This window comes from Empedobacter sp. GD03739, assembly GCF_029843245.1.
Taxonomy (GTDB): domain Bacteria; phylum Bacteroidota; class Bacteroidia; order Flavobacteriales; family Weeksellaceae; genus Empedobacter; species Empedobacter falsenii_B.
Genome location: NZ_JAOCHX010000001.1, coordinates 120,321 through 146,974, shown reverse-complemented (window position 1 = coordinate 146,974; position 26,654 = coordinate 120,321). Strand labels below are relative to the sequence as shown.

Annotated in this window: 27 protein-coding genes; 17 read left to right on the top strand and 10 right to left on the bottom strand. The window is 32.4% G+C overall.

Annotation, left to right across the window (positions count from 1 at the left end; genetic code table 11):
• Nucleotides 1–35: 35 nt before the first annotated feature.
• The 5 genes from N5E64_RS00730 to N5E64_RS00710 form a co-directional block, all read right to left on the bottom strand.
• On the bottom strand, nucleotides 36–1,703 hold the full coding sequence (locus tag N5E64_RS00730) for a murein hydrolase activator EnvC (RefSeq protein WP_221627893.1): 1,668 nt from the start codon (nucleotides 1,701–1,703) through the stop codon (nucleotides 36–38).
• A complete protein-coding gene (locus N5E64_RS00725; RefSeq protein WP_221854108.1) occupies nucleotides 1,703–2,503 on the bottom strand; it encodes a DUF4292 domain-containing protein in 801 nt (266 codons plus the stop codon). The genes N5E64_RS00730 and N5E64_RS00725 overlap by 1 nt, the downstream gene beginning before the upstream one ends.
• A gap of 6 nt (nucleotides 2,504–2,509) precedes the next feature.
• On the bottom strand, nucleotides 2,510–3,532 hold the full coding sequence (locus N5E64_RS00720) for a sugar phosphate nucleotidyltransferase (RefSeq protein WP_280035198.1): 1,023 nt from the start codon (nucleotides 3,530–3,532) through the stop codon (nucleotides 2,510–2,512).
• A gap of 99 nt (nucleotides 3,533–3,631) precedes the next feature.
• A complete protein-coding gene (gene dut, locus N5E64_RS00715; RefSeq protein ID WP_038336568.1) occupies nucleotides 3,632–4,066 on the bottom strand; it encodes a dUTP diphosphatase in 435 nt (144 codons plus the stop codon).
• 2 nt (nucleotides 4,067–4,068) lie between these two features.
• Nucleotides 4,069–5,487, bottom strand: a complete 1,419-nt coding sequence (locus N5E64_RS00710; RefSeq protein WP_280035195.1) for a lipopolysaccharide biosynthesis protein — start codon at nucleotides 5,485–5,487, stop codon at nucleotides 4,069–4,071.
• Nucleotides 5,488–5,583: 96 nt separating this feature from the next.
• On the opposite strand from N5E64_RS00710, the gene N5E64_RS00705 reads away from it, so the two are divergent.
• The 8 genes from N5E64_RS00705 (at nucleotide 5,584) to N5E64_RS00670 (ending at nucleotide 13,049) form a co-directional block, all read left to right on the top strand.
• Entirely contained in the window at nucleotides 5,584–6,585 is a 1,002-nt protein-coding gene (locus tag N5E64_RS00705; protein WP_280035193.1) for an NAD(P)H-dependent glycerol-3-phosphate dehydrogenase, read from the top strand.
• A gap of 1 nt (nucleotide 6,586) precedes the next feature.
• Complete coding sequence (locus N5E64_RS00700; RefSeq protein ID WP_125349195.1) at nucleotides 6,587–7,000, top strand: hypothetical protein; 414 nt, start codon at nucleotides 6,587–6,589, stop codon at nucleotides 6,998–7,000.
• A gap of 89 nt (nucleotides 7,001–7,089) precedes the next feature.
• Nucleotides 7,090–7,581, top strand: coding sequence for a hypothetical protein (locus N5E64_RS00695; RefSeq protein WP_280035190.1), 492 nt, complete (start codon nucleotides 7,090–7,092; stop codon nucleotides 7,579–7,581).
• A gap of 116 nt (nucleotides 7,582–7,697) precedes the next feature.
• Nucleotides 7,698–8,573, top strand: coding sequence for a bifunctional 5,10-methylenetetrahydrofolate dehydrogenase/5,10-methenyltetrahydrofolate cyclohydrolase (locus N5E64_RS00690; RefSeq protein WP_125349219.1), 876 nt, complete (start codon nucleotides 7,698–7,700; stop codon nucleotides 8,571–8,573).
• A 4-nt stretch (nucleotides 8,574–8,577) separates the two neighbouring features.
• Nucleotides 8,578–9,225, top strand: coding sequence for a 7-carboxy-7-deazaguanine synthase QueE (locus N5E64_RS00685; protein WP_052217917.1), 648 nt, complete (start codon nucleotides 8,578–8,580; stop codon nucleotides 9,223–9,225).
• Nucleotides 9,226–9,321: 96 nt separating this feature from the next.
• Nucleotides 9,322–9,843: a plastocyanin/azurin family copper-binding protein gene (locus tag N5E64_RS00680; RefSeq protein ID WP_125349193.1), complete on the top strand. Its 522-nt coding sequence runs from the start codon at nucleotides 9,322–9,324 to the stop codon at nucleotides 9,841–9,843.
• 234 nt (nucleotides 9,844–10,077) lie between these two features.
• Nucleotides 10,078–11,811, top strand: coding sequence for a thiamine pyrophosphate-dependent enzyme (locus tag N5E64_RS00675; protein WP_280035186.1), 1,734 nt, complete (start codon nucleotides 10,078–10,080; stop codon nucleotides 11,809–11,811).
• Complete coding sequence (locus N5E64_RS00670; RefSeq protein WP_280035183.1) at nucleotides 11,811–13,049, top strand: MFS transporter; 1,239 nt, start codon at nucleotides 11,811–11,813, stop codon at nucleotides 13,047–13,049. The genes N5E64_RS00675 and N5E64_RS00670 overlap by 1 nt, the downstream gene beginning before the upstream one ends.
• A 46-nt stretch (nucleotides 13,050–13,095) precedes the next feature.
• Here N5E64_RS00670 and pgi read toward each other — a convergent pair whose 3' ends face one another.
• Complete coding sequence (pgi, locus tag N5E64_RS00665) at nucleotides 13,096–14,748, bottom strand: glucose-6-phosphate isomerase (protein WP_280035181.1); 1,653 nt, start codon at nucleotides 14,746–14,748, stop codon at nucleotides 13,096–13,098.
• 163 nt (nucleotides 14,749–14,911) lie between these two features.
• Here pgi and N5E64_RS00660 point away from each other — a divergent pair, with 163 nt between their 5' ends.
• Genes N5E64_RS00660 through N5E64_RS00640 form a run of 5 tightly spaced genes read left to right on the top strand, consistent with a single transcriptional unit; the run spans nucleotide 14,912 to nucleotide 20,607 of the window.
• Nucleotides 14,912–16,537, top strand: a complete 1,626-nt coding sequence (locus N5E64_RS00660; RefSeq protein ID WP_280035179.1) for an alpha/beta fold hydrolase — start codon at nucleotides 14,912–14,914, stop codon at nucleotides 16,535–16,537.
• 55 nt (nucleotides 16,538–16,592) lie between these two features.
• Nucleotides 16,593–17,339 (top strand): lysophospholipid acyltransferase family protein, encoded by a 747-nt coding sequence (locus N5E64_RS00655; protein ID WP_280035177.1) that lies wholly within the window; start codon nucleotides 16,593–16,595, stop codon nucleotides 17,337–17,339.
• The gene (locus N5E64_RS00650; RefSeq protein WP_280035175.1) at nucleotides 17,336–19,186 is read left to right on the top strand and encodes a M1 family metallopeptidase; all 1,851 of its coding nucleotides are present in this window, start codon (nucleotides 17,336–17,338) and stop codon (nucleotides 19,184–19,186) included. The genes N5E64_RS00655 and N5E64_RS00650 overlap by 4 nt, the downstream gene beginning before the upstream one ends.
• A 3-nt stretch (nucleotides 19,187–19,189) precedes the next feature.
• A complete protein-coding gene (rnhA, locus tag N5E64_RS00645) occupies nucleotides 19,190–19,663 on the top strand; it encodes a ribonuclease HI (protein ID WP_038336544.1) in 474 nt (157 codons plus the stop codon).
• A gap of 29 nt (nucleotides 19,664–19,692) precedes the next feature.
• Complete coding sequence (locus N5E64_RS00640; RefSeq protein ID WP_125349186.1) at nucleotides 19,693–20,607, top strand: hypothetical protein; 915 nt, start codon at nucleotides 19,693–19,695, stop codon at nucleotides 20,605–20,607.
• Nucleotides 20,608–20,667: 60 nt separating this feature from the next.
• Here the strand turns inward: N5E64_RS00640 and N5E64_RS00635 are convergent, their stop codons facing one another.
• Both N5E64_RS00635 and N5E64_RS00630 read right to left on the bottom strand, forming a co-directional pair.
• Nucleotides 20,668–21,441, bottom strand: a complete 774-nt coding sequence (locus tag N5E64_RS00635) for an RNA methyltransferase (RefSeq protein WP_280035170.1) — start codon at nucleotides 21,439–21,441, stop codon at nucleotides 20,668–20,670.
• A 39-nt stretch (nucleotides 21,442–21,480) separates the two neighbouring features.
• Nucleotides 21,481–21,822 carry a DUF4377 domain-containing protein gene (locus tag N5E64_RS00630; RefSeq protein WP_219034657.1) on the bottom strand — a complete coding sequence of 114 codons (342 nt, stop codon included), beginning with the start codon at nucleotides 21,820–21,822 and terminating at the stop codon, nucleotides 21,481–21,483.
• Nucleotides 21,823–21,975: 153 nt separating this feature from the next.
• Between N5E64_RS00630 and N5E64_RS00625 the strand changes: the two genes are divergently transcribed.
• From N5E64_RS00625 to N5E64_RS00615, 3 genes are all read left to right on the top strand, one after another.
• Nucleotides 21,976–23,268: a peptidase U32 family protein gene (locus tag N5E64_RS00625; RefSeq protein WP_280035167.1), complete on the top strand. Its 1,293-nt coding sequence runs from the start codon at nucleotides 21,976–21,978 to the stop codon at nucleotides 23,266–23,268.
• A 14-nt stretch (nucleotides 23,269–23,282) separates the two neighbouring features.
• Nucleotides 23,283–23,513 (top strand): ferredoxin, encoded by a 231-nt coding sequence (locus N5E64_RS00620; RefSeq protein ID WP_038336269.1) that lies wholly within the window; start codon nucleotides 23,283–23,285, stop codon nucleotides 23,511–23,513.
• A gap of 370 nt (nucleotides 23,514–23,883) precedes the next feature.
• Nucleotides 23,884–24,441: a 5-formyltetrahydrofolate cyclo-ligase gene (locus tag N5E64_RS00615; protein ID WP_280035163.1), complete on the top strand. Its 558-nt coding sequence runs from the start codon at nucleotides 23,884–23,886 to the stop codon at nucleotides 24,439–24,441.
• Here the strand turns inward: N5E64_RS00615 and N5E64_RS00610 are convergent.
• Complete coding sequence (locus tag N5E64_RS00610; RefSeq protein WP_180905620.1) at nucleotides 24,381–25,010, bottom strand: hypothetical protein; 630 nt, start codon at nucleotides 25,008–25,010, stop codon at nucleotides 24,381–24,383. The genes N5E64_RS00615 and N5E64_RS00610 overlap by 61 nt on opposite strands.
• Nucleotides 24,994–26,076, bottom strand: coding sequence for a hypothetical protein (locus N5E64_RS00605; RefSeq protein WP_280035159.1), 1,083 nt, complete (start codon nucleotides 26,074–26,076; stop codon nucleotides 24,994–24,996). Before N5E64_RS00605 ends, N5E64_RS00610 begins: the two co-directional genes overlap by 17 nt.
• Nucleotides 26,077–26,383: 307 nt before the next feature.
• Here N5E64_RS00605 and N5E64_RS00600 point away from each other — a divergent pair, with 307 nt between their 5' ends.
• Entirely contained in the window at nucleotides 26,384–26,641 is a 258-nt protein-coding gene (locus N5E64_RS00600) for a hypothetical protein (protein ID WP_280035157.1), read from the top strand.
• Nucleotides 26,642–26,654 lie beyond the last annotated feature (13 nt).

The window sequence follows — 26,654 nt, the reverse complement described above, 5'->3', positions numbered from 1 at the left end:
TGAATTGATTTTAATGCAAATATATAATTAATTTATTACATTCCCGCTACCCAAGAAGCAGGATTTTGTTTTGTTGTTCCGCTCCAAACTTGGAAATTCATGATTGTTTCTCCATCTCCACTTGTATAGATAATTCCTAAAGACTGACCACGTTTTACATCATCACCTTTCGAAACACTTACACTTGATAAGTTTGTATAAACTGAATAATACGAACCATGTCTTACCAATACAGACTTACCATTTCCAGATACACTCATTACAGCTTGAACAGTTCCTTCGTAAACAGCACGTGCATGTGCTCCACGATAAGTTGAAATATCAACACCACTATTTTGCGTTGTAATATTAGATAAAACTGGGTGAGAATTAGCTCCAAATCTACTTACAACCGTTCCTTTATCAACAGGCCAAGGTAGACGACCTTTGTTTGATGAGAATTCTCCCGAAATACCTTCAGAATCTGGACGTTCTGCAAAAGTCTCAGCTGGTTTTACTGCATCTACTTTTACAACACGTTCTTTTTCTGGCACTTTTACAACAACTTTCTGCTCAGCTTCTATCTTCGCTTTACGCTCAGCTTCAGCTTTAGCTGCTGCAATTTTACGAGCATCTTCTTCTTTTTGAGCTTTCAAACGAGCTTCCTCTTCTGCTTTACGTTGTGCAATGATACGTTGACGTTCTGCTTCAGCTTCGCGTTCTAATTGTTCAAATTTAGCAACTTCTGTTTTTGCTGTAGATACGAAACTTCCTGTTGGATGATGATTTAAATAAGATTGATACGCTTGTTTTGTATGCGCTGAACGTGCAATATTCCATGCTTTGGCATCATTCTCAATTCTTAAAATAGCTGTACGAGCTGATTTCGCATAATCTCCTTTTGGGTTATCTCTTAAATACTCATTATAAGATGCAATTGTATTTCCTCGTTTAGCTTCGTTCCAATCTTTTAAATCTTTTTCTGCACGAATCTTTGCTTGTCGAATCTCTTCTTCAATAATTGCTTTAATCTGTGCATCAATTTGACGTTGTTGTGCTTCTTTTGCATTAATTTCAGCAGCAATAACACCTTCGTTTTTACGGAATTCTTCGACCGCTTTCTCTTTTGTTAATCGTTCTTTTTCAAGATTTTGACTAAACAAAGTTTGCTGAGAAAGTACTTTTTCTTTTTCGTCTTTCGCTTTTTCTTTTTTTGCTTTTTTCGTCTGAATATCAGTTTGTTTACCGATAATTTCATTTGCTTGTCCTAATTGAAAAGCCGAATATTTTTCTAAATATTTGATACGACGATATGCTTCTCCCAAACTTTTAGAAGAAAGCACAAAAAGTAATTTATTTTCAACAGATTTGTTCTTATATGCTCGAACCAAAACCTGTTTGTAGTCTTTTTTTAGCTCAACCAACTCGCGCGAAAGTTTATTAATCTCTAATTGAGTTAAATAAATTTCGTCCTCGATAAAGCGTTTTTCTTTCGATAAGTTGTTAACTAATTTTGTTTGTACCTGAATTTTTTTCGTCAAATTCTGCACAAAATCAACATTTAACTTCGAATTTTGCTTATTAACCTCGAGTTGTTTGTTTAAGTTTATAATCTCTTTTTTAAGCTGAGCATTCTGTTTTTGTAAGTTCGCTTTATTGTACGGAACCTGCGCAAACACTGATAATGACAACGTTAAAAGTACAGTTGATAAAACAAACTTCATTATTTTATTTCTTTTTTCTTATACCCATCTGGAATTGAGAACGGTGTGTTCGTTTCCTGAAACGTAAAACTATTATATTCCAAGTCTATTTGACGCGTTTTTTTTTCTTTTATAATAATTTTAACATTTTTCGGAAATTCCTCTGCTCCAGCTTTTACCCAATTGTCGTAAGCCAAATCAACTTCCATTTTTCGTTTTGGATCTTTCAGATGTGCTTCTTTCAATCGGAAACCATTATCAAAAACATATGTTTGTATATATTCGCCTTCTTTTGGAGAAGTCGCAATCGCTTGATTTTTATTATATGTAATCGTATATTGATTATCTGTAAAAGTAGCTGTATAATCTGTAGGATTTAGATCAACGAAAACTTTTCCTAACATCAAATTTTGTAATTTTTGATAATCGACAAAATCAACTTTCAATAATTTATTTGCAATAGAAAAATCTCCTTCATAATATGTTCCACCTAACTTTTCAAAAGCTGAAAAACCATCAGGCGTAATCAATGCGCGAGCACCTGTAAATCCAAATTTTGTTGCATTAACCCATATCTTTTGCCCATTTTTCACAGCAATTGTAGCGTTTGCATCTCCAGAAATCTCTTCTAAATCTGCTGTTACTTTTGCCTTAATCGTCAAATCTTTGAATGATGATTTTTTTGACAAGGTTTGCTGAATAATTTTTGAAGAAGCCGAAACAACTTCTGTATTATCTTTATCTACTTTTGCTGCTTTCTGAGTGTTACAAGCTGTTGCAAGAACTCCTAAACAAAAGATATACGTTAATTTTTTGATCATAATTTTTTAAGCTTCGTGAGATTTAAAATCCAATTCTGAGTAATCTCCCAAACTGATACTGCGCGAAACACCATAATATTTGGCATTATTTCCGATCATTGTATCTGTAAGATTTGCATTACTGATGATTGAATTTTCTTGAATCAAACTGTTATCAATATTCGAGTTTTCAACAACCGTTCCATTTCCTAATGAAACAAAAGGTCCAATTTTCGAATTTTTAATCACAACATTTTCACCAATAAAACATGGCTCGATGATTAATGAATTGTCAATTTTTGCAGAAGACGAAATCGTTTTGAAATCTTCTTTATCTAAATTCAACACACGTGTATTGGTATCAACCGTAACCGCTTTGTTACCACAATCCATCCATTCGTCCACTTTTCCAAGCGTAAATTTATCACCCGCAGCACGCATATTTTCTAATGCATCTGTCAATTGATATTCACCACCTTTTTGAATATCATTTTCTAATAAATATTCGATTTCTTTATATAACTTTTGTCCATCACGGAAAAAGTAAATTCCGATAATCGCCAAATCCGAAACAAAATCTTTTGGTTTTTCAACGAAATCAGTGATAACGTTGTTATCATCCAATTTCACTACACCAAAAGCCGAAGGATTATCAACTTGCTTTACCCAAACAACACCATCCGACTCCATATCTAATTTGAAATCTGCACGGAATAATGTGTCTGCATACGCCACAACCGTTGGTCCGTCCAAAGCTTCTTTTGCCATCCAAATAGAATGTGCTGTTCCAAGCGGCTCCAATTGATGACAAATTGTTCCTTTTGCTCCTAATTTTTCTGCAATTGCAATTAAATCAGCTTCAACCTCAGCTCCAAAATCACCAATTACAAAAGCAATTTCATCAATTTTTTCTGAACAAACTTTTGCAATATCTTCTACCAAACGATGTACAATTGGTTTTCCTGCAATTGGAATTAATGGTTTTGGTGTTGTTAATGTATGAGGGCGTAAACGTGAACCACGTCCTGCCATTGGGATAATAATTTTCATTTTATTTCTAAAAATATTTTTTGTTAGATTGATATTTTATAATTGGATTAATTCTTTTTTTATATTCTTCAATAAACTCAGAATGACAAAAAAAATTATTTATTGTTTTCCTGTACTTCCGAAACCTCCAGCTCCGCGTTCAGTTTCATTTAAAGCGTTTGATTCTTCCCACTCAACTGTTTCGTGTTTTGCGATTACTAATTGAGCAATTCTCTCGCCATCATTAATTGTAACTGCTTCATTTGAAACATTTGCTAAAATAACACCGATTTCTCCACGATAATCTGCGTCGATTGTTCCAGGAGAATTCAAACAAGTTAAACCATATTTTAATGCCATTCCACTACGAGGACGAACTTGCGCTTCGTAACCTGCAGGTAATTCGATGCTCAATCCAGTTGGAATTAATCTTCTTTCCAAAGGTTTTAATTCGATTGGTGCATCAATGTTAGCAGTTAAATCCATTCCAGCCGATAAAGCTGTTTTATATTCTGGTAAAGCGTGTTTCGAGATGTTGATAACTTTTACTTTCATCTTTATTTTCTTAGTTTTTTAAGTGTGTTTTTTTCCGCAAACGCAATAAGCGCAATGTACACGATTAGAATCAGATTACCAATAATCAAATTAGAATCGAGCATATAATAATTTGTACATGCTAGAGCAATTGCAATTCCCATGTAAAGTAGAATTTTATTCACCTTATATGGAATTGGATAAACTTTCTGCCCCCAAATGTACGAAATCACCATCATTACACCATACGCCAATAAAGTTGTCCAAGCAGAAACCATAAATCCATATTTTGGCAATAAAAAAACATTCAAAATAATAGTAATCGCACCACCAACCAATGAAATTATAGTTCCGATACTTGTTCTATCCGTTACTTTGTACCATGTTGAAAGGTTATAATAAATTCCGAAAAATAAATTCGCAATTAAAATAATTGGGACAATATCTAAAGCATTCCAATACGTTGAATTTGGAACAAATATTTTCTTAATCCAATCAATATTTGCTAAAATTCCAAGAATCACAATATTACAAATGATACTGAAAAAGAACAGAATATTCGCATACGTCTGTTTTGCATCTCCTTTTTTGGCAACTTTAAAGAAAAATGGTTCTATACCCATTCGATAAGCTGTTACGAAAAGCGTCATCAATGTTGCTAATTTGTAACAAGCGCCATAAGAACCCGCTGCTGCTGGATCTATTAATTGTCGTTGAACTAATTTATCGAAATTTTCATTCAAAATATAACCTAAACCAGCAATCATAATCGGATAACCGTACAAAAACATTTGCTTGAAAAGTGGTTGATCAAATTTGAATTGAACATGACGTACAACGCCTATTAACAATACAAAACCTAAAATACTCGCTAATAAATTCGCAATAAATGGATAGGAAATCGCATTATCAAAACCAAGACTTAGCATAAAATCTTTCGAAACATAATACAACAAACCAATTGTCAAAACTGCTTGAAAAACATTCTGAATTACGCGAATTGCTGTATATAATATTGGTCGAATTTTAAAACGTAGAACTGCAAAAGGAATCACACAAATTGCATCAAAAAAAGCAATCCAGGCAAACCATAACAAGTATTCGGGATGATCGCTATAGTTTGCAAAATCTGCCAAAGGTTGTAAAAAAAGAAAAACCAAAACGAGCATCGCAGTGGAACTCATTACCATAAACCAAAAAGCTGTATTCAACACTTTTTGATACATTCCTTCTTCGGTTGCGTAGCGGAAAAAGGCTGTTTCGAAACCAAATGTTAAAATGACATTCAGGAAAGAAACCGCAGAATATAATTGAGAAAACATTGCAAAATCTGAATTATCAACTTGCTTGATAATAAAAAAATTCAATGCTAAAATAATTACCCTCGGCAAAATAGAGCCAATACCGTAGATAATGGTCTCACTAAAAAGCTTTTTATACAAAGTCGTTAAAATTTTTACAAAATTGAGTTTCTTTTCGTAAAATTCAAAATACCTAAGCTACAAATTAATTAACTTTGTCTATTCAATACATATATTATGATAGAGTTATCTAATCGTAAAGTTGGATTAATAGGGAATGGAAGCTGGGCAACTGCGATTGCAAAAATGCTGAATAAAAACCTCGAAACTTTCAACTGGTGGGTAAAAGATGAATACGTAAAAGGATATTTGGAGCGAAATAGACACAATCCAAATTATTTAACTGATGTCGAATTTAAGTCAGAAAAGCTTAAAATTTCAACGGATATCAACGAAGTTGTCATGAATTCGGATATCATCTTTTTGGTTGTGCCATCTATTTACGTTGCCGATTGTTTGAGTAAATTAACTGTTCCGTTGACAGATAAATTTGTTGTGACATCAATCAAAGGAATTATTCCAGATTATTATCAATTGGTTGGACAATATTTATTTGATAAATTCGACGTAAAAGAAGAACAATTAGGAATTGTAAGCGGTCCTTGTCACGCTGAGGAAGTTGCTTTGGAGCGTCTTTCATATTTGACAATTGCGGCGCAAAACGAAGCTAAAGCACAAGTTGTTGCGGATTGTTTAGCATGTGATTTTATCAAAACAAAACTTTCAAATGATATTTACGGAACTGAATTTGGAGCGGTATTGAAAAATATTTACGCAATTGCAGCAGGTATTGCACATGGTTTGGGTTATGGAGATAATTTCCAAGCAGTTTTGATGAGTAACGCAATTCGAGAAATGAATCATATCTTGAAAACAGCAAGTCCAATGAAACGTAAAATTAACGATTCGGCTTATTTAGGCGATTTGTTGGTGACTGGATATTCGTTCTTTTCACGAAATCGTATGTTTGGGAATATGATCGGAAAAGGTTACACCGTAAAATCTGCTATTTTGGAGATGAACATGGTTGCCGAAGGTTACTATGCGACAAAAGGTGTGGCAATTATGAACGAGCAATATCAAATAAAAGCGCCAATTATCAACGCTGTTCATAAGATTTTATACGAAGATAAAAATCCGAAGAAAACTTTCGAAAAGTTGTCTAAAAAATTAGATTAAGATGATTAAACAAGATTTTATTTCAAAATATATTCAAGAATTAAACAAAACATTAGCACGAATTATTTCGTTAGAAGTCGGAAATGCTGATGAAGGTTTTTTGATTATTTTCAATCAAATGTTACAATCGTATTACAAAATTGATGACAATAATTTGTCGACTTTATTGGAAGCAAACGAAGAACGCGATCAGTTTTTGTTGGCAGATGAATTGAAAAAGAAAAATATTTTGACGTTTATGAAAGCGATTCGTATTTATCTAAATCGAGAAGATATTGTAAAAGCAAAAGCATCTTACGAAGTCTTGAAACGCATTGAAAGCATCAATTCTGGAATTTTTCAATTTCCGACAGAAGAAGATAATTTGATTGCGCAAGAACGAAAAGTTGTGGAAGAAAAAATGAGTAATTTGTAATAAAATCAAACTTTATAAAATTTCAAAAAAGCTGTTAGAAAACTAACAGCTTTTTTTTTGTATCTTAACACAACCTAAATCAATCTACTATGGATAATATTCTCTCATTACTATCATCATTACTTTGTTGTTTTTTACCATTTGCCTTAATTTTTGGAATTGCTTTTTGGGCAAGTAAATCGCGCGAAAAGAAACAAAATGCTTTGTTAGCACAAGTTCCTCCAAATGCAGAGTTCAAAGCAGTTTTGCGTTATAACTTTGGAAATCAACAATCAAAATTCTTTAAAATGAAAGCGTTTCAAGGAAGTGGTGTTTTATATGTTTTGGACGACAAAATACATTATATCACCACAAATAATCCGAATGATAATTTTATTTTCGACCTCAAAACTTCACAAATCAATTGGATTGGTGTTAATCTTACAAATGGTTTATTGGAATGGTTTCAATTGAAAAATGGAGAAAAAGATTATTATTTCAATGTCGAAACTGGCATGTTTATTTTTAATACGAATTCCAAAAAAATGAAAACAACGCAAGTTTTTAATTACTTGAAAGAAGCGCAGAAAAAATATCAATAATGCTAAAACCACTTCACAACGAAGTGGTTTTTCTATTTAATCAGAAAATCATCAACTCAAAACTTAATGATTTATTTTCCAATTTGTCCGTATCTTTGCGCAAACACAACAAAACAATGCAAATTTTAGACGGTATTAAACTGGCAAAAGAGATCAAACAAGAGATCAAGGAGCTGGTGCAGAATTACAAGGACCAAGGAGTTCGTGTACCACATTTGGGTGCAATTTTAGTAGGAAGTAATGGTGCTTCTCAGACCTATGTTGACAATAAAATCAAGGATTGTCATTTTGTAGGTTTCGAGTCATCAGAATTACGTTTGCCTGATACAATTTCTCAAGAAGATTTGATTGCAGAAATTGAAAAATGGAACAATGATGATACATTGGACGGGTTTATCGTGCAATTGCCATTACCAAAACACATCGATCAAGAAGCGGTTATCAATGCAATTGATCCTAAGAAAGATGTAGATGGTTTTCATCCGATGAATTTTGGTAAAATGGCGTTAGAAATGGAAACATTTTTACCTGCTACACCTTACGGAATTATGGAAATGTTAGAGCGTTACAACATTGATACAGCTGGTAAACATACAGTTGTGATTGGTCGTTCTCGCATCGTTGGTCGCCCAATGAGTATTTTGATGAGTAAAAACGGAAATCCTGGAAACAGTACAGTAACATTAACTCATTCGAAAACTCAAAATTTAGAACAATTTACAAAAGAAGCTGATATTGTGATCACTGCATTAGGTGTTCCTGGTTTCTTAAAAGCTGATATGGTAAAAGTTGGAGCGGTTATCGTTGACGTAGGAATTACACGCGTTGATGACGAAACTAATCCACGAGGATTTAGATTAGCTGGTGATGTAGATTTTGATAATGTAAAAGAAAAAGCATCGTGGATAACGCCAGTTCCAGGAGGAGTTGGACCAATGACACGCGCTATGTTATTAAAAAACACATTGTTGGCATACAACAACAAAAAATAAAATTATGATACACATTGCATCAACAACTGCAGAAGAACAACAATTGATACAAGAAGGGAAATTATTGCCTGTTATGGAGCATTTTTACACAATTCAAGGTGAAGGAATGTACACAGGTGTGGCTTCTTATTTTATTCGATTAGGAGGTTGTGATGTTGGTTGCCATTGGTGCGATGTAAAAGATAGTTGGGATGCTGAAAAGCATCCCTTAACTAATGTGGATGAATTGGTGGATTTGGCAACTTCTCAAGCCAAAACAATCATCATTACAGGAGGAGAACCTTTAATGTGGGATTTGACTTATTTGACAAAAAAACTACACGAAAAAGGTGCAAGAATCCATATTGAAACTTCGGGTGCCTATCCGTTGAGCGGAGAAATTGATTGGGTTTGTCTTTCTCCTAAGAAATTAATGTTGCCGTTAGACGAAGTTTGCGAAGCTGCAAATGAATTGAAATGTATTGTGTTCAATAATCACGATTTTCAATTTGCTGAAGAACAAGCTGCTCGAGTTGGAAAAGATTGTACGCTTTTCTTACAAACAGAGTGGAGCAAACGCGACAAAAACCTTCCATTGATTGTGGAATATGTAAAAGAAAATCCAAAATGGCGTTATTCTTTACAAACACACAAATATTTGGATATTCCTTAGAAATTTATCTGTTTAAAATCAGTTCTATTTAGACTGAGTAAATTTTTTTAAGTTACTGAATTTCATTATTTTTACATCAAACAAAAAATTGAAATAATGAAAAAAATAGCTTTGATGAGTTTCGCGGCAATTTTGATGATGAGCTGCGGAGATTCTAAGAAAGATGAATCAACTCAACCAGAAATAGATTATAGTACAGCTCCATCAGAAGATGCTGAAACTTCTACAGCTACGCCTGCTACAAACAATCATATTGTTTTGAAAGCGAGTGATGATATGCGCTACGATAAAACTGAATTTACAGTAAAAGCTGGTGAAGAAGTAACTTTAATCTTAATGAATGCTGGTGAAATGTCAAAAGAAGCAATGGGACATAATTTTATTTTGTTAAAACCAGGTTCTGATGCTTCTGCTTTTGCAAATACAGCGGCTTCTGCTAAGGCGACAGATTATATTCCGACAGAATTACAATCAGAAATTATTGCGCACACAAAATTGTTAGGTGGTAAAGAAAATGATCAAATCAAATTTACCTTAGAAGAAGGTACTTATGATTTTTTATGCTCTTTCCCAGGACATTTTGCAACAATGAATGGAAAAATTAAAGCAGTTAAATAGATTGTGCAATTATTTTTTATGTCAAATATAGTTTTGGCACAAATATTGAAATATTCATGTACGTATAAGATTTAGTAGAGTAAATTTTGTCCTCATGTGTTAATTTTAAGCCTGTTTTTCAACAGGCTTTTTTGTTTTTCAACAATTTAATATTCAAATATTTAACACTTATTTTAAACATTTTTATCCTATAATTTCATAACTTGTTAGTCACAATCAAAAAAATACTTTATTATGGGAAAGAATGTAGCACATCAAATTGTAGAATTACTAGAAAAAGCGAATATAAAACGTGTTTATGCAGTAACTGGTGATAGTCTCAATTTTTTTAATATTGCAGTTAAACAAAGTGACAAAATTGATTGGGTTCATGTAAGACATGAAGAAGCTGGAGCAATAGCTGCTACTGCCGAATCAGAATTGAATGGGATTGGATGTTGCGCTGGAAGTTCTGGTCCTGGTCATGTACATTTGATTAACGGAGTTTATGAAGCGCATAAATCAAGAACTCCTTTAGTTGTAATTGCCTCTACTCTGCCTACAATAGAATTTGGTACAGATTATTTTCAGGAAACGAATACTATTAAACTTTTTGATGATTGTAGTTGTTATAATCAAATTATTACTCGAGCAGAACAAGTTCCTAGAATGGTACAAACAGCTATACAACATGCTATTTCAAAAAAAGATGTTGCAATTATTGGACTTCCAGGAGATATTGCAGAAATGGAAGCCGTTGAAAGTAATTATACCTCGAATTTCTATTTCAATCAACCTATTATTACTCCAAATAAAACTGAATTAAGAGAAGCTGCTTCTATTATAAATGATGCTAATAATATTACCTTATTCTGTGGAATTGGCGCATCTCAAGCAAATGAAGAAGTTATAAAACTTTCTCGTCATTTACATGCTCCAGTTGGATATTCGTTCAAGGGAAAAATGAGTATTCAACCCAATAATCCAAATGAAATAGGAATGACAGGATTACTTGGTCAACCATCTGCTTATCATGCTATGCACAAAGCTGATTTAATTATTTTGATTGGTACCGATTTTCCTTATAAAGATTTTATTCCAACAGATAAAAAAATCATTCAAATTGATTCAGATGGCTCTAAACTTGGACGAAGAGCTAAAATTGATTTAGGATTAGTCGGAAATGCAAAAGAAACAATTAACGAATTAATTGAGTTATTAGAACCTAAGCAAGACAAAGATTTTTTGGATAGTCAATTAGAAATGTACAAGAAAGTTCTTGAAAGCAAAATGACATTTGTTCATGAAAAAGGAAAAGAAAATGCCATTCAACCCGAATATGCAGCTTATTTATTAGATGAGTTAGCTACAAAAGATGCCATTTTTACAGTTGATACAGGAATGTGTTGTGTTTGGGGAGCACGTTATATAACGGGGACGGGAGAACGCAAAATGTTAGGATCTTTCAATCATGGTTCTATGGCAAATGCAATGCCTCAAGCGATTGGTGCACAAATGGCATATCCTGACAGACAAATTATTGCCATGTGTGGTGATGGTGGAATCTCGATGTTATTGGGAGATTTAGCAACCATCAAACAATATAATTTACCTGTTAAACTTATTATTTTTAATAATAGAACATTAGGAATGGTTAAATTGGAAATGGAAGTTGCTGGTTTACCTGACAATGAAACAGATATGGAAAATCCTGACTTTACTTTGATTGGAAAAGCAATGGGAATAGAAAGCGAATCGGTTAAAAATCCTGATGATTTACCTGATGCAATCGGAAGAGCTTTTGCGCATAATGGACCGTATTTATTAAATGTATTTACAAATCCAAACGCTTTAGCAATGCCTCCAAAAGTAGATCTTGATCAAATGATTGGAATGACAAAATCTATGGCAAAACTAATGTTAGGTGGAAAAATGGATGAGGTAATGGAAACGATTAAATCCAATTATAAACATTTAAAAGATTTATAATGAATCAATCATCATCTATCACACAATCAAGTAAAAAACTTTTCATCATTGCATGGGTTTTAGGCTTAATCTTCTATTTCATTGATTACGCAACCCGTTCTGCGCCTTCATTAATGATTACAGATTTGGCTCAGAATTACAACATTTCTAAAGAAAATTTAGTTTCTCTCATTGGAACATATTATTACACTTATTCGATATTCGCTTTAATTGCTGGAATATGTTTAGACAAATTTGGCGCAAGATATTCGATGTTTGCAGGGTGTTTTATACTCGGAATAGGATGTATTTTATTTATCGCTTCCTCCCAATTCGCTGGAACAACAGGCAGATTATTACAAGGAGCAGGTAGCGCATTTGCTTTTCCTGGTTGTGTCTATTTAGCAACCAAAGGATTCTCTTCAAAATCTTTAGCAACAGCAATAGGCTTCTCTCAATGTATAGGAATGCTTGGTGGAGCGGCAGGTCAATTTGTGGTTGCGCCATTATTAGAAAATGGTTTTGGATATAAAACATTTTGGATAATTGCTGGAGTTTTATGTATAATTCCAGCTGTAGCAATGCTGTTCATAACTCCAAAATCGTCTGAAGAAGAGATCGAAAAAAGTAAACAAACCTCTTTTATAGAACCTTTCAAAATTATTTTCAGCAATCCAAATTCGTGGTTAACTGGTATTATTTCTGGATTATTATTTATACCGACAACTATTTTTGCTATGACTTGGGCTGTTCCTTTTTTCAAATTAGACTTAGGTTTTGATGCTCACACTGCTGCTATGACTGCTGCTATGGCGTCACTAGGCTGGGTAGTTGGATGTCCATTAATGGGTTATATAACGGATAAAATAGGAAAAAGAAAACCTGTTATTCTTTTTGGTTGTATCGGAATGATCTTGATGTTTTTACAACTCATTTATCTTTCAGATTTAATTCCAATAAAAGTTACATTTTTCATTTTTGGGCTTTTCTCTGGAGTCGCAATGATCCCATATTCGGTTATCAAAGAAGCTAATCCAGATTATGTAAAAGGCTCTGCTACTGGAGTTCAAAACTTTTTGACGTTTGGTGTAACTTCTCTAGTAAATCCTGTTTTTGCTAAATTATATGGAAACGAAATTGTAAATGTTACAGATAAAACTGTACATTATCATCAAGCAATTTGGTTTTGGATCATCGGAATATTTATTGCCATTATTCTAACCTTATTTTTAAAAGAAACTGGTCACAAAAATTCATAAAAAAATCCGCTCATTGAGCGGATTTTTTAGTAATTATATTGATAAATTATTTTCTCCAATATTTATAAGCATTGATTAATCCATTTGTAGAAGCATCATGAGAAGTAACTTGCTCATCATTTTCTAACTCTGGTAAAATCACATTTGCTAATTGTTTTCCTAACTCTACTCCCCATTGATCGAAAGAGAAAATATTCCAAATAACACCTTGCACGAAAATTTTGTGTTCGTACATCGCAATTAAATTTCCTAAAACTTTTGGTGTCAATACTTCATATAAAATTGAGTTTGTTGGACGATTTCCTTCAAAAATTTTGAAAGCTGCTAAGAAATCAATTTCTTCTTTCGATTTTCCTGCTTTTTCTAATTCTGCAACAACTGTTTCTTCATCTTTTCCAAATGCTAAAGCTTCTGTTTGAGCAAAAAAGTTTGACAATAATTTTGCATGATGATCGCCTAAAACATTCAATGAATTAGCTCCTGCAATAAAATCTGCTGGAATTAATTTTGTTCCTTGATGGATTAATTGATAAAAAGCGTGTTGTCCATTTGTTCCAGGTTCTCCCCAAATAATTGGTCCAGTTTCATAATCCACTTTTTTTCCATCTCGACCAACATATTTGCCATTCGATTCCATATCTCCTTGTTGAAAATATGCTGCAAAGCGCGATAAATATTGTTCATAAGGTAACAAAGCAACCGAATCTGCACCAAAGAAGTTGTTGTACCAAATTCCTAAAAGCGCCAAAACTACTGGTATATTTTGATCTAAAGTTTCTGTCTTGAAATGCACATCCATTTCATGCGCTCCCTCTAACAATTCTTCGAAATTATCGAAACCAACTGCCAAAGCAATGCTCAAACCAATCGCACTCCACAATGAATAACGACCGCCAACCCAATCCCAAAATTGGAACATATTTGCCGTATCAATTCCGAAATTAGCAACACCTTCTGCATTTGTTGATAATGCCACAAAATGTTTCGCTACATCAGCTTCTTGCGCATCAGAATTCAAAAACCATTCTTTCGCAGAAAAAGCATTTGTCATCGTTTCTTGCGTTGTAAATGTTTTTGAAGCAACAATAAATAAGGTTGTTTCAGGATTTATTTCTTTAAAAGTTTCTGCTAAATGCGTTCCATCAATATTCGAAACAAAATGAATATTCAAACGAGTTTTATAATGTTTCAAAGCTTCCGTCACCATCACAGGTCCAAGGTCAGAACCTCCAATTCCAATGTTGACAACGTCTGTAATTTCTTTTCCTGAAAAACCTTTCCATTCACCCGAAATTACTTTCTCCGAAAAAGATTTCATCTGATCTAACACCTCATTAATTTGAGGCATCACATCTTTTCCGTCAACCAAAACTTCTTCATTAGAGCGATTGCGTAAAGCTGTATGTAGAACAGCACGTTTTTCAGTAACGTTAATGACATCTCCTTCAAACATTTGCTGAATTGCTGTATCAACATCCATTTCTTTCGCTAAATCAACCAAAAGTTGAATCGTTTCTGCATTAATTCTATTTTTCGAATAATCCACTAATAATGAAGGATATTGAATCGAAAATTCTTCAAAACGATTTGCATTTTGAGCAAATAATTCTTTGATTGACGTATGTTGAATCGTTTGAAAATGTTTCTCTAACGCATTCCAAGCATTCGTAGTTGTTGGATTGATTGTATTTAAAGCCATAATATTTTTAGTATTCTTTCCTTAACAAATTTAATCATTTCATGCTCATCTCAAAACCAATATTATTACGATAACGTTTTAGATGAAAATTTTATGAAATAATTAATAAACGATTAATGTAACCTTTTTAAAAACAATGCGTCATATAGCAAACAACAAAGTCATGAGCAACTATTTTTTTGGATTAATTTTAAGTATTTGTACAATCGTTCAAGCCCAAATTCAAGTGAAAGGAACTGTAAAAGACAGTAATAATTTGCCAATTTCATACTGTTCTATTGGAATAGAAAATTCAGAAGTTGGAGCAATTACAGATGAAAATGGTCAATTTTCTATCGAAATTCCCGAAAATTTAACTAAAACTCATTTAGTTTTTGATGCGTCAGGTTATAATTTAACTTCAAAATCGGTTCATGATATTCAACAAAGTTCTGTTGTTATATTAACTGAAAAATCAATTTCATTGTCAGAGGTGACACTGAAAACAGAAAAAATGAAAGAAAAAATAATTGGTCAAAAAACTCGTCCAATGCTTACTTTTTCTAAAATGTTTGATGAAAATGTACCAACAATTGAACAAGGAAATATTTTTGAAATTTACCCAAATACAAAACTAAACGCATTTAATTTTCATATTATTCCAAGTTCTAAATACGAAGAAATCACTTTGAAAGTTAATATTTACGCATTTAAAAATGGTTTACCAACAGAATCGCTTTTAGATGAGAATATTATTTATAAAACTTCTACAACTGCATGGCAAAAAATTGATTTAACTCCTTATAAATTTCGATTCAAAAATGTAGAGCAAATTGCTGTAACATTACAATTAGTTCGTTATAAAAAACTTGATCAAGAAGATTTTGTTTTTGGTATTTCTGCTAAAAAATCTTTAGCAAAGGATTTATTGTTTAGGTATCAAAGTCAAGGAAATTGGGAAGCTTCTGCAGGAGTTTTTATCGCTAACTTAGAAGTTTTATACTCAAAAGATAGATTAACTATAAATGAGGAAAAGTCTGAAGAAATTGATACAAAAACACAAGAATTGATTTCATACTATCAGCATAAAGAGAAAGCTAAAAGGTCGATTTACGGAAAAAATAAGTCAGGAAAATATGTTGATATAAACGATGCGAAGATTTATTATGAAGAATATGGAGAAGGTGAGCCTTTGATATTTCTGCATGGAAATAATGGAAGTATTGAGGATTTTTATCAACAAATTCCATTTTTTGCGAAGCATTATCGAGTAATTGTTCTTGATACGCGCGGACAAGGTAGAAGTACCGATTTGACAAATACACCTTACACTTATGAAGAGTTTGCAAATGATTTATTTCAAGTAATTCAGCAACTTAATTTAAATAAAGTCAATCTTATTGGTTGGAGTGATGGTGGAAATACAGCTTTAATTTTTAATTCTAAATATCCTGAATTAGTTAATAAAATTGTAACAATTGGAGCAGTTCTTAATCCAAATGGAGTAAGCGAAGAACTGATTGGGAGTTTGAAAAGTTTAGCAAATAAGCCTTCCGAAAACACCAATTTACGTTTAATCAACTTAATGTTAAATGAACCAAATATCACAAAAAATGAATTAAATAAAATTCAAAATCCTGTATTGGTTATTGCTGGTGAAAAAGATGAAGTAAAAGAGAGTCATACAAAAGAAATTCAACAAAATATTTCAAAAGCAGAATTATTCATCATTCCAAATTCAACGCATTATGTTCCTTTTGAACAGCCAAAAGTATTGAATGAAGCTATTTTGAGGTTTTTGAAAAAATAGGAACATAGGTTTAGTTTTCATTTTCTCCATATCTTTACTCCAATAAACCAACTCAATGAAATACATCACAGGTTTTTTCGTCCTTATCTGGCGCATTTGGATGATTTTATTAGCCGCAATTTATGTCCTAACAATTGGTGTTTTTATCGTACTACCTTTGGCAAGTTTCGAAAAAACATTCCCATATATTTATCCGTTAATTAGATATTGGGGCAAATTTGTGTTGTATGGAACGGGATTCAGAATAGATTACAAAAAACTTGTCCCCCTCGATCCAAAAGAAAATTATGTTTTTATAGCCAATCATACTTCGATTATGGATATTATGTTGATGTTGACGATTCTAAAACATCATCCAATCGTATTTGTTGGCAAGGCAGAATTGCTTAAAATCCCTATCTTTGGACGAATATTCGAACGAATTTGTATTCCTGTCGACCGAAAAAGTGCACGTAGTAAAGCACTTGTTTATCCCGAAGCAAAGAAAAAATTAGACAAAAATCTAAGTATTTTTATTTTTCCTGAAGGCGGCGTAACAAACGACAAAGAATTCAAGATTTATTTGGATCCTTTCAAAGACGGAGCGTTTAACATTGCGATTGAAACACAAACGCCTTTGGCTGTTTTGGCGATTCATGGATTGAATAAAATGTTTCCGTTTAATTGGTTTCGAGGATATCCGGGGAAAATAAAAGTTCGATTATTAGCGACTTTCGAAACAAAAGATTTGAATGTAAAAAACGATAAAGTTGCTTTGAAAGAAGCTGCTTTCAACATGATTTTAAAAGATTTAGAACAATGAAAAATTTAGTTTATATCGCATTAGGAACGGCTTTAACGGCGGTTAGTTGCAATAAACAAATCACTTCTACCACAGAAACTGAAGCAAAGGATAATCAAACTTTTGCTGATTTAGATAAAGCTCGCATCAAACATTTGAATTTGGATATCGAAACTGATTTCAATACGCATCAAATCAAAGGTTCGGCTGCTTATACATTCGAAAATAATCAAGCAAAACAATTGATTTTAGATACCGAAAAACTAATAATTGATTCAGTTTTATTAGCGAATGGAAAAACAACAACATACAAATTAGGTGAAAAAGATTCTATTAAAGGTCAAGCCTTAATCATTGATGTTACGCCAAATGATACAATTGTAAAAGTTTTCTATAAAACTTCGCCTGATGCAAATGCCTTACAATGGTTAAATCCGCAACAAACACACGATAAAAAACATCCGTTTTTATTGTCACAAGGTCAAGCGATTTTAACACGTTCTTGGATTCCTATTCAAGATACACCAAGTGTTCGTTTAACGTACGATGCAAAAGTAAAAACACCAAAAGATTTGTTGCCTTTGATGAGTGCAATCAATCCAAAAGAAAAAAATTCCGAAGGAATTTATACCTTCAAAATGCCACAACCAATTGCACCTTATTTGATTGCTTTGGCTGTTGGTGATGTACAATATCAACCAATCGATAACAGAACGGGAGTTTATGCAGAACCTGGCTTATTGAAAGCTGCTGCGTGGGAATTTGCCGACATGGGAAAAATGGTAACGGCTGCCGAGAAATTGTACGGAAAATATCCTTGGGAACAATTTGATGTATTGGTTTTACCGCCTTCGTTTCCTTTTGGTGGAATGGAAAATCCGCGTTTAACATTCGCAACACCAACTGCAATTGTAGGTGATCGTTCGATGACGAATTTGATTGCACACGAATTGGCGCATTCTTGGTCTGGAAATTTAGTAACGAATTCTACTTGGGATGATTTCTGGGTAAATGAAGGATTTACAGTTTATTTCGAACGTAGAATTATGGAAGAATTAGAAGGAAAAGATTATGCAGATATGATTTCGGTAATCGGTTTTCAAGATTTGGAAACGTCGATGAAAAATATTCCAGAAAAATATACTTCATTAAAAGTGAACATGAAAGGTGCAAATCCTGATGATGCTTTTTCTGATGTTCCGTACGATAAAGGTTATTTATTTTTGAAAATGTTAGAAGATAAATATGGTCGTAAAAAATTTGATAAATTCTTGAATCAATATTTTTCTTCGCACGCTTTCCAAACGATGACGACAGAAAAATTTGTGGAGTATTTGAAAACTAATTTGACAAATGGAGACGATTCTTTTGTTCAAGAATGGATTTATAACACAGGTTGGCCAAAAGATTTGAAAAAACCTACTTCAAAATTATTCGATTTAGCAGAAGCACAGTTACAGCAAGATATTAAAAACGGGCGAAATAAAGTTGCTCCGAAAAAAGTGGCGATATCTACGAAATCTACAAACGAATGGGTTCATTTTATTCGTCAAATTGATACGACTAAAAACACGAAAGAAGATTTAGCTTATTTGGATGCTATTTATGATTTTACAAATTCAAAAAATCCAGAAATTGAATGTGCTTGGTACGAAAAAGCATTTTTAATGCATTACGATAAAGTCAACACAAATGCAAAAGAATTCTTGGTAAATGTTGGTCGTCGTAAATTTTTAGAGCCTTTATATTTAGCTTTAAAAGAATCTAATCAATTGGATTTAGCGAAGAATATTTATAAAGATGCGCGTCCAAATTATCATTTTGTTGCGCGTCAAACAATTGATACAATGTTAAATTACAAACCATAAAACATGGCGATTGTAGCATATACAGACGGTTCGTCGTTGGGAAATCCTGGTCCAGGAGGATTTGGTTGTATTTTGTTGGAAACCGAGAAAAAAGTCAAAAAAGAAATTTCTCAAGGTTTTCGACTAACAACCAATAATCGAATGGAATTGTTGGCAGTTATTACGGCTTTGGAAACGCTAAAGTTCACCAACACGGAGATTACTATTGTGACGGATTCTAAATATGTGGTAGATGCTGTGGAAAAACGTTGGGTTTTTGGTTGGGTGCAAAAGAATTTCAAAGGAAAGAAGAATGCTGATTTGTGGAAAAGATTTTTAGAGGTTTATAAAATTCATCGCGTAAAATTTCAATGGATAAAAGGTCATGCTGGACATCATTGGAACGAAGAAGCTGATAAATTGGCGGTTGCGGCAGCAAATAAACCAGAAAATTTTAAGATAGATTCTTACTTCGAAATTCATCAAAACGAAGAATAATTTTCTACTTTTGTGAGGCAGAGAGAAAAATGAAAATGAAGACGTTGTGGAGATTTCTCCTACTACTTTTAATTACAATTTACAGTTGTTCGCCTAAAAAAGAAAAAGGTGAACTTGTCTACTTTAGTGGACGAATCGCAAATGCGCAAACAGATAGCATTTATCTATTATTGAATAATCGTGAAAAAGCTTTTGCTTTAGATTTTGATGGAAACTTTTCGGATACTCTTCAGTTAGTTGACGAAGGCTACAAAACACTTTCTATCGAGCGCGAAGAGTTTACAATTTATTTGATTCCAGGTGATAGTTTGATTCTAAATACAGATTTAAAACATTTGGAGAATAATTTCAAATTCTCTGGAATAGGAAAAAATCGAAACAATTATTTGGTTGACAAAAGTTTTAAAACGGATAAATTCTTAACTGAACATACCGAATTATTTAAACTTGCTCCGCCAGATTTCAAAAATCAAATCAAAAAGTTTCATCAAAAAGTTTTCGAAAATTTAGAAAAATTAGAAGTTAATTCTTCGTTCATCAAAACAGAAAAAACGAATTTAAATTACGATTTTATCAATTTGTTGTACATATACAAGGATTCGTACACTTACTACAATCCTGCTTCACAACAATTACCCGTTAATTTTTTGACAGAATTAGACGAAATTGATTTAGATAATGACGAGGATTATAGAACGTATCAGAGTTACCGTAATATTGTCTTAACAAACTTACAAGAAAAATTATATCAAGGTCTTTCCCCAGATACTTTATTGGAAAACATCAAAAGTCAATCGATAAAAAACGGATTTATTAATTCATTAATCTATGAACTTGATCCAAAAGATCCGAATAGCAACGGAATTTATCAAGCGATACAAAAACACTGTAATTATCAACCTTGGTTGAATGAGGCTGCAAAGCGCATGAAAAAATTTGGTTGATAACTTAAAAAAATAAAAGCCACTTCTTTCGAAGTGGCTTTTATTTTTTTAAGTTATCTCTTATTGTCTTTGTCTCACAGCTTCGTAAACACAAATCGCTGCTGCGTTACTCACATTTAGCGAATCTACAAAACCTAACATCGGAATTTTAATCAACAAATCTGAATGATCAGCCCAAAAGTCCGAAAGTCCTGTTGCTTCAGTTCCTAAAATAATCGCAGATGATTTTGTAAAATTAGCCTCGTATAAATTCTTTGTTTCATCTTTCAAAAATGTTGAAACAACTTGAATATTTTTCGACTTTAAGAAATCCAAAACATCCTCTTTACTTGCTGATGTAATTTGATTGGTAAACAATGTTCCAACCGAAGAACGAATCACATTCGGATTGAAAAAATCAACTGTTTCATCACAAACAATTACAGCATCTACTTTTGCTCCATCTCCAGTTCGTAAAACTGCACCAAGATTCCCTGGTTTTTCTACAGCTTCCAAAACAACAACCAACGCATTTTCTGGTAATTGTAAATCCGTTAATGTCGAAGATTTCGTTTTATAGGCACCGATAATTCCGCCTGTCGATTTTCTATACGCAAGCTTTTCAAAAACTTGTTTGGTAATTGTAAATACTTTTGCCTGTCCAAAATCAATTGATTTGTTATAAATATCTTCGCAAATATAAATTTCAACTGCTTCGTAACCACCTTTTACAGCTAATTCATTTTCTTGTGTTCCTTCCACAATAAATAAACCTTGATTTTTACGTTCTCTCGATTTTTCTTGCAATTTCAGCAAGTTTTTAATCCTTGGATTTTGAAGACTTTCTATTAACATTTTACAAAATTACTCGAAATTCTTTGAAGTAGATTCAAATTATTTCATTGTTGCTAATTTTTTACTTACAACTTTTACTAACTTATATTTTAATGAAGATGCATCTGCTGGTGGATTTTCAATTTCAGATTTTGAAACAATAATTTGATATTCATAACCTGGTTCATGCTTAAATCCTTCAATCTGATTATAAAAATATTGCCATTCAGCTGCATTTGCTTCTTTTACCATCATACATTGCATTTTTGCAACTCCTGCGGTACATTCTCTTGTTTCTGGAGCAACTGTTAACAATTCTTCTCCTTGTTTCAATTCTTTAGTTGAAGCACAAGAGGCAAATAAACCGATACTTAAAATACTTGATAAAATAATTTTTTTCATGGAATATCATTTATTGTTTGACAACAAATATTATGCTAAAAACTAACTTAAACTTCAAAGTAAATTCATTCTCAAAAATTTAACTTGATTATAAATAACTTAATCACTTGTATTTTTTGTTGTACCTTTGCACCTTAAAATCAGAATTTTCGTATGACCAAAGATGGAAAAATGGAGTTGATGGCTCCTGCTGGGAATTTCGAATCGTTACAAGCGGCTTTAGATAATGGAGCTGATTCTGTATATTTCGGAGTTGAGCAGTTGAATATGCGTGCGAGAGCATCAATAAACTTTACAATGGACGATTTACCAGAAATCGTAAGACGTTGTGAAGAAAAAGGTGTGCGTTCTTACCTTACTTTAAATACAATTATATACGATCACGATTTATCTTTAATCAAAAACTTATTGGACAGAGCAAAAGAAGCAAATATTACGGCTGTTATTGCGATGGATCAATCTGTTATTGCTTATGCAAGACAAATTGGGATTGAGATTCATATTTCGACACAAATTAACGTTACGAATATCGAAACAGTAAAATTCTATGCAATGTTTGCTGATACAATGGTATTGTCGCGTGAATTGAGTTTGAAACAAGTGAAAAAGATTTGTGAACAGATTATCAAAGATGATGTTCGTGGACCGAGTGGAAATTTAGTTGAAATCGAAATTTTCGGTCACGGAGCATTGTGTATGGCTGTTTCAGGTAAATGTTACTTGAGCTTACATTCGCACAATTCTTCTGCAAATCGTGGAGCTTGTAAACAAAACTGTCGTAAAAAATATACGGTAATCGACCAAGAATCTGGTTTCGAAATCGAATTAGATAACGAATACATGATGTCGCCAAAAGACCTTTGTACAATGGAATTTTTGGATGAAGTGGTTGATGCTGGTGTAAAAGTATTGAAAATTGAAGGTCGTGGACGTGCTCCAGAATACGTTGCAACTGTAATTCGTGCGTATAGAGAAGCGATTGATTCTATTGCGGATAAAACATATTCAAAAGAAAAAGTGGATTACTGGATGGGATTATTGCAAACTGTTTATAATCGTGGTTTTTGGTCTGGATATTATTTAGGTCAAAAATTAGGAGAATGGTCTGCTGTTCCAGGTTCTATGGCAACTCAGAAAAAAGTTTATATCGGAAAAGGAGTTCATTTCTTCCCAAAACCAAGCATTGGTCAATTTGTAATTGATGCCTATGATTTGAAAATTGGAGATTTAATTTTAGTTACAGGACCAACAACTGGAGCCAAAGAAATGGTGGTAACAGAAATGATGGTGGAAGATGTAAAATCTGATACAGCTAAAAAAGGTGATTCGATTACAATTCCAATGGAATTTAGAATTCGTCCATCTGATAAATTATACAAATTAGTAAAAGTAGAAGAGCCAGGAACACAACAAAATAGTGTTGAAGAAGGCGCTTATTCTCATTAAAAAAATAGTTATCAATGGTCATTATTACGTTACAACGCGATAAATGCATCGGATGCAACTATTGTTATGAGTTAGCACCAGAACGATTCAGAATGTCAAAAAAAGATGGTAAATCTGTTTTATTAAAAGCAATTGATAAAAAAGGTTTCCACACGTTGAAAGACCCTGATCATTCTATCGCAGATAATTGCGAACGTGCTGCCAAAGCTTGCCCTGTAAATATAATTACAGTAAAAGAAATTTAGGTTAAAACATTAGCTATATAAAAGTCCATCAAAATTTTGATGGACTTTTTATTTTTTTAATTTTATTTAATTAATATACAAATTCATAAAAGATATTTACGGTTTCCCTTTTTTTTATAAGCAACCTTTTATACATATTTGCATCTATATAGAAAACAAATAAACTATAAAATGTCTAAACCGAAAAGAATTCACAAAACTTACAAAAAGTCTTTATTCAGTAAAATGAAAATAAAACCGGTAAACTTATTACTATTTATGGCAATCGCTTGTTTTATTTTTGTTTTAGTTTTTCTAAATTAATTGGAATTTATTACTCTCTACTTTTTTACTTTGATAATTTCTTAACTTCGTATCAAACTACGAAGAAATGACAAAATCTGAAGCTAGAAAATATTATCGAACGTTGAGAAAATTATTCACTAAAGAAGAAGTGAATGACTTGAGTGAGCAAATTTTTGAACACATCAAACAGTTAGATTTTTCTACAGATCAGACATTTCATATTTTCTTACCTATCGAAAAAAATAACGAAATCAATACTTATCCAATCATAAATTGGCTATTTCAACAGCAAAAAGATGTGGTTTTGCCTTTGGTTGTTGGCAATGATATGATTAATTGTAAAGTCGAAAAAAGTTTCGAAACGGTATTAAATTCACTTCAAATTCCAGAACCTATTCAGTATTCAGAAATTGATTCTAAAGCTATTGATGTTATTTTTATTCCAATGTTTGTTGCCGATAAAAAAGGAAATCGTGTAGGTTACGGAGGAGGATATTATGATAAGTTTTTGGCAAGATGTAGAGCTGATTCAAAAAAAATAGGTCTAACTTATTTTAGACCTATCGAATATATTGAAGACGCTTATTTCGGCGATTTTCCTCTTGATTTCTGTATTACTCCAGACGGAATTGAATCTTTCTGAATCGAGTCTTTTTTATCATTTAACGTTCTAAAATAGAATTTAAACTCTCGTTGAAATTTGATCGGCTCTTGTTTTAACACAAATACCCCAACATGATTATTGGTTTCGATTAACTTTTTATCCGAATTGAAATAATTAATTGTATACGCAATTCGCTTGATAGAGTCAGGTGTAATTGAATCTTTTGGTAAAATTGCAAATTTAGAAACGGAAGTAAATGTTACTTTTTTTGAACGAAGTTCTCTCAATAACGAAAATATTTCGGTCGTATCTTTTTTAGGAAAATAAGATAACAATTGATCTCTCAACAAACTATCAACAACCGTATCATTGGTATTAGATGCCAGTGCCGAAAGCTCGAAAAACTCGCGCAATTTTTGCTTTGCAATAAAATTTACAGCTTCTACCGAATCCATTTTATTACTTACTGTCGATGCTTCGTTTTTGTAACCTTTTATTGCTTCTGGGTTATAATCTCCTTTATATTTATCGTCTTTGCACGAAAATATCATCCAAACACTCATCAGCAATATCATGCTAAACTGAACTATTTTACTTATCGTTCTCATCTTGCTGGATTTTAAATTTTAATTTCACAATTTTTCCATTTTTCCTTTCCGATTCGATCAAAGAAAAATTCTTTAACGATGTCGTAGGCATTGTAACTAAATTGATATATTGTTGTTTCGAAAGAATCTCTACACCAAAAAAATCATTGTCATACACTTGATAAATCAACGCATCATCCGCAATCATTTGATTTAGCTTAGAAATTCGTTGTTTCAAATCTTTTGCTGAATTCGAATAATAATACAGCATAATCTTATAATCATCTGGCTCTAACAAAAGCTTTTCTGGCTGATTATATTGATGCAAATTAACCTTAAATGTATCTTGTTTATAGTAAGGCGAACTCACAAACATCTTGATTGTATCTTTTTGCGATTCGAATTTGATACAACCTGTTTTGGTCGATAAATAAAGTGGCGTAAAACCATCTCTAATAATTGTAACCTCAACAGAATTGGTAATTGCAGCTTGTCTATCCGAATCTACAAAACAAAATTCATATTCTCGCTGACCAAAAATTGAATAATAAATAGTTGCTCCAATTCCGCTCAACAAAACAACTGCTGCTGCTATTATCGAAATCAATTTTAGCTTGGGTTTTGTTTTAACAGGTTCCTCTTTTACCGGAATTATTTCTTTTTCTGTTGATGGTTTAACATCTGCTGGAATCTCTACTTCAGATTCTTCTGGAATTATATGTTCTGATGAAAAATTTTCGTTTTCTGTTACTTCAATCGTCGATTCTTCAGTCTTATTTGGACCAAAATGTTCGATTTTCTGAACATTAAGAAAGTGTGCCCAATTTTTATATCCACAATATTGCGCCAAAAGATTGAGCATATCAATACGCGGAAGTTTCTTAAAATCTGACTTAAAATACGTATAAAACCATTTTTCACTAACAGTAGATCTGGTTTTATTGAATAAATCGTCTTGAAAAGATGTAATTTCTTGCCCCTTCCAATCGGAGATATTTTCGGATTGAGCAGAATTTTCTTCCAAAAATCGATTTGAAATCGTTTTTTTCAGAATTTCGAAAATTTCTATATCTGTAAATTTGCTCAAAAAATAAAATTTATAAAGTTGGTTTTCAGTATTTTGTAAAATAATTTCGATTTTACAAATTGTCTTTTAATACAACTACAAATAAAATAATTTTTTTGATATGTTGAGTTGTATTTCTTTATTAATGCGTTGTTAAATGATTTCTTTTGTTGTAAAACATTTGTTGAATATTAGATGATTGGATTACAATCATCTTACAACTATTTTGCTTCAAAAAACTTTGATGTCTGCTTAACTTTGGTTCAACAAAATGATTGAAAAATCAAGAAAAACAAAAAATCAATTAAACATATCAAAAATTAAAGTTATGAAAAAATTAGCATTAAACGTAATCGTATTAGGAGTAATCGGAACTTCATTTGGTCTAACATCTTGTAATTTATTTGGATCGAAAGAAACAAAAACTGAAACAGAAGTAAAAAATGACACGATTACAACAATCGAAGATTCTGTAAAAATTGACTCTGTAGGAAAAGATTCTGTTGTTATCAAAGATTCGGCAGTTGTAAATGAAACTCCTGTAAAAGTTGAAACAACTACGACTACAACAACAGAGAAAAAATAATTTGTAGAATAGA

Bases quoted from the DNA above. Each gene is read 5' to 3' on its own strand.
- N5E64_RS00730 (WP_221627893.1), bottom strand. From the start codon at position 1,703: ATGAAGTTTGTTTTATCAACTGTACTTTTAACGTTGTCATTATCAGTG.
- N5E64_RS00725 (WP_221854108.1), bottom strand. From the start codon at position 2,503: ATGATCAAAAAATTAACGTATATCTTTTGTTTAGGAGTTCTTGCAACA.
- N5E64_RS00720 (WP_280035198.1), bottom strand. From the start codon at position 3,532: ATGAAAATTATTATCCCAATGGCAGGACGTGGTTCACGTTTACGCCCT.
- dut (WP_038336568.1), bottom strand. From the start codon at position 4,066: ATGAAAGTAAAAGTTATCAACATCTCGAAACACGCTTTACCAGAATAT.
- N5E64_RS00705 (WP_280035193.1), top strand. From the start codon at position 5,584: ATGATAGAGTTATCTAATCGTAAAGTTGGATTAATAGGGAATGGAAGC.
- N5E64_RS00700 (WP_125349195.1), top strand. From the start codon at position 6,587: ATGATTAAACAAGATTTTATTTCAAAATATATTCAAGAATTAAACAAA.
- N5E64_RS00695 (WP_280035190.1), top strand. From the start codon at position 7,090: ATGGATAATATTCTCTCATTACTATCATCATTACTTTGTTGTTTTTTA.
- N5E64_RS00690 (WP_125349219.1), top strand. From the start codon at position 7,698: ATGCAAATTTTAGACGGTATTAAACTGGCAAAAGAGATCAAACAAGAG.
- N5E64_RS00685 (WP_052217917.1), top strand. From the start codon at position 8,578: ATGATACACATTGCATCAACAACTGCAGAAGAACAACAATTGATACAA.
- N5E64_RS00680 (WP_125349193.1), top strand. From the start codon at position 9,322: ATGAAAAAAATAGCTTTGATGAGTTTCGCGGCAATTTTGATGATGAGC.
- N5E64_RS00675 (WP_280035186.1), top strand. From the start codon at position 10,078: ATGGGAAAGAATGTAGCACATCAAATTGTAGAATTACTAGAAAAAGCG.
- N5E64_RS00670 (WP_280035183.1), top strand. From the start codon at position 11,811: ATGAATCAATCATCATCTATCACACAATCAAGTAAAAAACTTTTCATC.
- pgi (WP_280035181.1), bottom strand. From the start codon at position 14,748: ATGGCTTTAAATACAATCAATCCAACAACTACGAATGCTTGGAATGCG.
- N5E64_RS00660 (WP_280035179.1), top strand. From the start codon at position 14,912: ATGAGCAACTATTTTTTTGGATTAATTTTAAGTATTTGTACAATCGTT.
- N5E64_RS00655 (WP_280035177.1), top strand. From the start codon at position 16,593: ATGAAATACATCACAGGTTTTTTCGTCCTTATCTGGCGCATTTGGATG.
- N5E64_RS00650 (WP_280035175.1), top strand. From the start codon at position 17,336: ATGAAAAATTTAGTTTATATCGCATTAGGAACGGCTTTAACGGCGGTT.
- rnhA (WP_038336544.1), top strand. From the start codon at position 19,190: ATGGCGATTGTAGCATATACAGACGGTTCGTCGTTGGGAAATCCTGGT.
- N5E64_RS00640 (WP_125349186.1), top strand. From the start codon at position 19,693: ATGAAAATGAAGACGTTGTGGAGATTTCTCCTACTACTTTTAATTACA.
- N5E64_RS00635 (WP_280035170.1), bottom strand. From the start codon at position 21,441: ATGTTAATAGAAAGTCTTCAAAATCCAAGGATTAAAAACTTGCTGAAA.
- N5E64_RS00630 (WP_219034657.1), bottom strand. From the start codon at position 21,822: ATGAAAAAAATTATTTTATCAAGTATTTTAAGTATCGGTTTATTTGCC.
- N5E64_RS00625 (WP_280035167.1), top strand. From the start codon at position 21,976: ATGACCAAAGATGGAAAAATGGAGTTGATGGCTCCTGCTGGGAATTTC.
- N5E64_RS00620 (WP_038336269.1), top strand. From the start codon at position 23,283: ATGGTCATTATTACGTTACAACGCGATAAATGCATCGGATGCAACTAT.
- N5E64_RS00615 (WP_280035163.1), top strand. From the start codon at position 23,884: ATGACAAAATCTGAAGCTAGAAAATATTATCGAACGTTGAGAAAATTA.
- N5E64_RS00610 (WP_180905620.1), bottom strand. From the start codon at position 25,010: ATGAGAACGATAAGTAAAATAGTTCAGTTTAGCATGATATTGCTGATG.
- N5E64_RS00600 (WP_280035157.1), top strand. From the start codon at position 26,384: ATGAAAAAATTAGCATTAAACGTAATCGTATTAGGAGTAATCGGAACT.